This window comes from Chamaesiphon sp. OTE_20_metabat_361 (genome assembly GCF_031364565.1).
The window spans coordinates 1-4507 of the sequence record NZ_JANLWO010000150.1; the positions used below are offsets into that span (position 1 = coordinate 1).

The following is a 4507-nucleotide window of genomic DNA, read 5'->3' on the forward strand; positions in this document are numbered from 1 at the left end:
TCGCCTGAAAAATATTCAGCCTTCCAACCGAAAGGATGTTCCATCAATCTAAACTCTTCGACTGACATCGGGATGTGTTTACTTTTCATGGCGTGGATTACCGATCGTCCGATAGAACATTATTACTATTTTGTCGGAAGGATGGCAATTTATCAAGCACTGGGACGATCCGAAGCTTGCGCGTCGTCTAACGACGATCGCCGCAGAGCGACGCGCAAGCTTCGGGACGGCGATTTGTCTGCCAACTATCGATCGACCTGTTCGCTTAATTTAATTTCATGCTATTTTATATAGCATGGGTACTTTAAAAAGCACAAAACTAAATAATTTACTCGTCAATTGGCGATCGGGGGCAGTCTACACTTCTACTTGGTTATCCAGCCAGGGCTTTTCGCCCAGTGCGATCGCGGGCTACTGTCAAAGCAATTGGCTCCGTTCGCTCGGTAGAGGTGCCTTCGTCAAAGTTGGCGATACTTACGATTGGAGCGGCGCACTGTGGGCGGTACAACATCAATTGGGGCTAGACATCCATCCAGGCGCAAAGACAGCTCTAGAATTAGCTGGTTACGGTCATTTTCTCCCCTTAGAACGACAATCGGTGATGTTATTTGGCGCGACAGGGGTGAAATTACCTCATTGGTTGCGACAACAAGCCCAGGCATGGCAGATTAAGTATGTAACGACCAATTTGTTCGAGCGATCGCCCTCGATCGGTTTAACCGAGTGGCGATTTAGAGACTTAGAGGTGAAAATTTCGACTCCAGAACGTGCCAGTTTAGAAATGTTGTATTTAGTACCTCATAGCCAATCGGTTGAGGAAGCTTGGTTGTTAATGGAAGGCTTAGTCACTTTGCGTCCGCGATTGCTACAGTCCTTACTCGCTGCTTGTAACTCGATTAAGGTACGGCGGCTGTTCTTATATTTAGCAGAGCAACACCAGCATTCTTGGTTCGAGCGGTTGGATGTTGAGGCGATCGATCTGGGCGTGGGCAATCGATCGATCGTCAGTGGTGGGCGATTAGATCCCAAATATCACATTACTGTCCCTGTCAACTTATGAGCGAAATCCAACCAACTCCACCCGATGTGTTTTACGATCGGATTCGCGATATCCTCGAATCTGCCCGTACTAGCATAGTCCGCACCGTCAATACCGCCCAAGTCCTATCGAATTGGCTGATTGGACGAGCGATTGTCGAAGAGGAACAGCAGGGACAACACCGCGCTGACTATGGCGAAAACTTACTCAAGAATTTAGCTCAAAAGCTCAAACAAGACTTTGGTAAGGGTTACTCTTATTCCAATCTCAAATTCATTCGGCAATTTTATCTAGCCTTTCCCCAACTGCTAACTGAAGCAGAAATAGGCTACGCAGTGAGTAGCCAATCCGAACTAATAGGATTGAGTAAGCCTAACCCCAACTGGCAACCTGGACGACTCCATCCCAACCTCTCTTGGACGCACTATCGAACGCTGATGCGAGTCGAGAACCTTGATGCGCGGGCATTCTACGAAATCGAAACGCTCAAAACCAACTGGTCATCCAGAGAGCTGGAGCGTCAAATTAATAGCTTACTCTTTGAACGACTGGCTAAAAGTACCGATAAACAAGGATTGATGCAACTGGCAACTCAGGGACAGATGATTCAAACATCCGCCGATGTGTTCAAAGATCCCTTTGTCATCGAATTCCTGGGACTACCAGAATCGCCGCGTTTAGTCGAGTCAGATCTAGAAACCGCCCTCATCGAAAACCTTCAAACCTTCTTATTAGAACTGGGTAAAGGATTCGCCTTCGTCAAACGTCAAGAACGAATTACGCTAGATGGCGACCACTTTTACATCGATCTGGTTTTTTATCACACCATCCTCAAGTGCTATATCCTCATCGATCTCAAAGTTGGTAAACTCACCCACGGCGACCTCGGACAGATTCAACTATATGTAAATTACTACGACCGCGAACGCTGTACCGAGGGTGACAATCCCACTCTCGGTTTGATTCTCTGTTCTGATAAAAATGATGCAGTTGTTAAATACACTCTAGGAGCCGAACAGCAAGATAAAATCTTTGCTAGTCGCTATCAACTTCACCTCCCCACCGAAGCCGAACTGCGCCGCGAACTCGAACAATTGCAACTCAACCTCGATTCAAGAGCATCATCAGACTAATTATGACAACCGATCGCTTCCACTACTACACCAAAAGAAGCAGCCTACAGAACTATCTAAATACTCTTTTAGTATTAAAACAGTACTCAGTTAAGAGCTAGACCCATGCGATCGCACCAACAATTCAGAATTGATTCTGAGACATGATTCAATCGGTTTCGTCCCAGCCCCTCAGACATGTCGCACATAGTCCATCGTCCAAATTGGCATCATCGGCTAGACAGGAGTAGCAGAGATTGAATTGCTGGGCGTACCCTTCTAAAATCTCCCCTTGGTTACAGTCATACTTATTTGTTGCCATTTCGATAATTTCTTTAATCGCTGTCTGAGCTGTGGTCGTTTCTATTCCTGAAAACATTTCATGTCGATCGAGAATTTCAATTACCTGATTCAACATATAACTGCCAGAGTGATTTGACATAAAGGTTGCTCCTAATCTACTTTTCCAAAATACTCGATCGTATTATAGTATAGATAAACTATAACATCTTCAACCAAGTGGAATGAGTGGTAAATCCGATCGGCATACAGCTATCACATTAAATATCGATAGACTATTGCAATACGTTGATAATAATCTTTCACCGCCGGAAATCTCTTCACCAGTTCGGCAATGTCGGCAATTAATTCCGCCTGAGAACGATCCTTCAGGTATTGTTTGAGTTGAGTGAGATTAATTTTGGGCTGAGTCATCAGATTGTGCCTTTATGCAATATCTGTATAATTTTAGTACTAAAAAAGTATAGAATTAGAACCTACCCTAAACTATAAAAGTACGATGATTATTGTCATTGGTGGCATCAAAGGCGGGGCGGGCAAAAGTACGATCGCGGCTAATTTAGCCGCTCGTCGCGCCACAGAATATAACGTTCTACTCGTCGATGGGGACGAACAAGAGACAACCACTTTATGGGCGGCGACCCGAAGTGAAAATCTCTCGGAGCAGAATTCAAACCTCACCTGTATCCAACTCAGAGGTCGAGCAGCTAGAGATGAAGTTCTCAAATTATCCGCTCATTACCAAGATGTACTGATTGATGTCGGGGGTCGGGATACTACTACCCAACGGGCAGCTCTGACGATCGCTAATTTAGTGTTGCTGCCATTGCCTCCTCGCGGCCCCGATATCTGGACTTTAGATAAGGTGGCGGAATTATTGGAGGAAGTCCGTACCGTTAATCCCGATCTGGTTGCTTGGGCTTTTTTAAATCGGGCGGATGCGGGGGGCACTGACAATCAAGATGCCATGCAAATGATTGCCGATACGCCTGGGATCGAATTAATCGCTCCGCGTGTGGGCGATCGCAAGGCATTTCCAAATGCTCACACTCAAGGGTTGAGCGCGATCGAAAGTAAGCCTCGCGACCCTAAAGCAGTTAAGGAATTAGAAGAACTATATCAATACTGTTTTAGTACTCATTTAATCTCTAAAAAGGATTAAAATAGTACTAAATGCAGCTTATGAATCCACCGATCGATCCTCATGCCTAGTTGCTCTACTACGGCTCCTGTCAGTTTGTGGTGATTCTCAAACGGGTTTTTCACAGTATCGAATTTCAATAGGCATTCGAGCAGTTGTTAATCGAGCGAGTCCCCCAGATTATAAGGCGATCTAGTTGAGGGATTCTGGCTGTTGAGTAATTGTCAGTCAAAACCATTTAAATACAGTTTTAGTACTAAAATTGTATCAAATAAGGATTTAAAAAATACTAAATGACCATTAAAAAGCCAGCCAGCCAAAAAGCACCAGTCAAACCTGACGAGGGAGATTTACTCAATCGGGTAATTAATGCTGGGAGTCCTCCGCCACCAGATGAAGTTGCGCCGATCGTTGAAAAGGATCTCAAATTTCAAATGGTGATTGCCCCCGATCTATGTCAGGCGATCGATGCCGCTAGAAGACTGACCAAAACTAGCCGCAGAGCGTGGCTATTGCAAGCCGCCCAAGAAAAACTCGAACGGGAAGGAAGGCTCAAATAAACAACGGATTTTAACGACAATTCAAACGCAATTTTGTGGTGTCAAATTTGTGTCATTATTTTTCGCATATTTTATGCAGACAAAATACCACTCATAAAATCTTCTAAAAATTGATGTTTTTTTGCTAGCTTATAAAGAGATGTTTTTTGACCAAAAAACATCTCTTATTTTTAGATGTGTTGAAAACATTGCCTAACGTAGTTTTTTAATTTTAAAAGACGGGGGTATATATACCCCCGTCTTGTGCCAAAACCAATTCAGTTATTGATAAAAATTAATTCTATAAAAACGATCTAAATTTGCTTTAATGTTATATAATTCGATCTAAAGTCAATGAAATGATTTTGTCGTAACT

7 protein-coding genes are annotated in these 4507 nt (G+C 43.8%); 5 read left to right on the top strand and 2 right to left on the bottom strand.

What is annotated here, in order from left to right:
* From RMO35_RS04180 to RMO35_RS04190, 3 genes are all read left to right on the top strand, one after another.
* Positions 1 to 294, top strand: a 294-nt coding sequence (locus RMO35_RS04180) for a hypothetical protein (protein WP_309738759.1), incomplete at its 5' end; no start/stop codon positions are given.
* Position 295: 1 nt separating this feature from the next.
* The gene (locus RMO35_RS04185) at positions 296 to 1060 is read left to right on the top strand and encodes a type IV toxin-antitoxin system AbiEi family antitoxin domain-containing protein (RefSeq protein ID WP_309738760.1); all 765 of its coding nucleotides are present in this window, start codon (positions 296 to 298) and stop codon (positions 1058 to 1060) included.
* Complete coding sequence (locus RMO35_RS04190) at positions 1057 to 2172, top strand: PDDEXK nuclease domain-containing protein (protein ID WP_309738762.1); 1116 nt, start codon at positions 1057 to 1059, stop codon at positions 2170 to 2172. The genes RMO35_RS04185 and RMO35_RS04190 overlap by 4 nt, the downstream gene beginning before the upstream one ends.
* Before the next feature lie 148 nt (positions 2173 to 2320).
* On the opposite strand, the gene RMO35_RS04195 is transcribed toward RMO35_RS04190, so the two are convergent.
* Both RMO35_RS04195 and RMO35_RS04200 read right to left on the bottom strand, forming a co-directional pair.
* Complete coding sequence (locus RMO35_RS04195; RefSeq protein WP_309738764.1) at positions 2321 to 2593, bottom strand: hypothetical protein; 273 nt, start codon at positions 2591 to 2593, stop codon at positions 2321 to 2323.
* Positions 2594 to 2706: 113 nt separating this feature from the next.
* Complete coding sequence (locus RMO35_RS04200) at positions 2707 to 2865, bottom strand: hypothetical protein (RefSeq protein ID WP_309738765.1); 159 nt, start codon at positions 2863 to 2865, stop codon at positions 2707 to 2709.
* A gap of 85 nt (positions 2866 to 2950) precedes the next feature.
* Between RMO35_RS04200 and RMO35_RS04205 the strand changes: the two genes are divergently transcribed.
* Together RMO35_RS04205 and RMO35_RS04210 are read left to right on the top strand one after the other, a co-directional pair.
* Positions 2951 to 3613: an AAA family ATPase gene (locus RMO35_RS04205; protein WP_309738766.1), complete on the top strand. Its 663-nt coding sequence runs from the start codon at positions 2951 to 2953 to the stop codon at positions 3611 to 3613.
* A 272-nt stretch (positions 3614 to 3885) separates the two neighbouring features.
* The gene (locus RMO35_RS04210) at positions 3886 to 4152 is read left to right on the top strand and encodes a hypothetical protein (RefSeq protein ID WP_309738767.1); all 267 of its coding nucleotides are present in this window, start codon (positions 3886 to 3888) and stop codon (positions 4150 to 4152) included.
* Positions 4153 to 4507 lie beyond the last annotated feature (355 nt).

Bases quoted from the DNA above. Each gene is read 5' to 3' on its own strand.
- RMO35_RS04190 (WP_309738762.1), top strand. From the start codon at position 1,057: ATGAGCGAAATCCAACCAACTCCACCCGATGTGTTTTACGATCGGATT.
- RMO35_RS04185 (WP_309738760.1), top strand. From the start codon at position 296: ATGGGTACTTTAAAAAGCACAAAACTAAATAATTTACTCGTCAATTGG.
- RMO35_RS04200 (WP_309738765.1), bottom strand. From the start codon at position 2,865: ATGACTCAGCCCAAAATTAATCTCACTCAACTCAAACAATACCTGAAG.
- RMO35_RS04210 (WP_309738767.1), top strand. From the start codon at position 3,886: ATGACCATTAAAAAGCCAGCCAGCCAAAAAGCACCAGTCAAACCTGAC.
- RMO35_RS04205 (WP_309738766.1), top strand. From the start codon at position 2,951: ATGATTATTGTCATTGGTGGCATCAAAGGCGGGGCGGGCAAAAGTACG.
- RMO35_RS04195 (WP_309738764.1), bottom strand. From the start codon at position 2,593: ATGTCAAATCACTCTGGCAGTTATATGTTGAATCAGGTAATTGAAATT.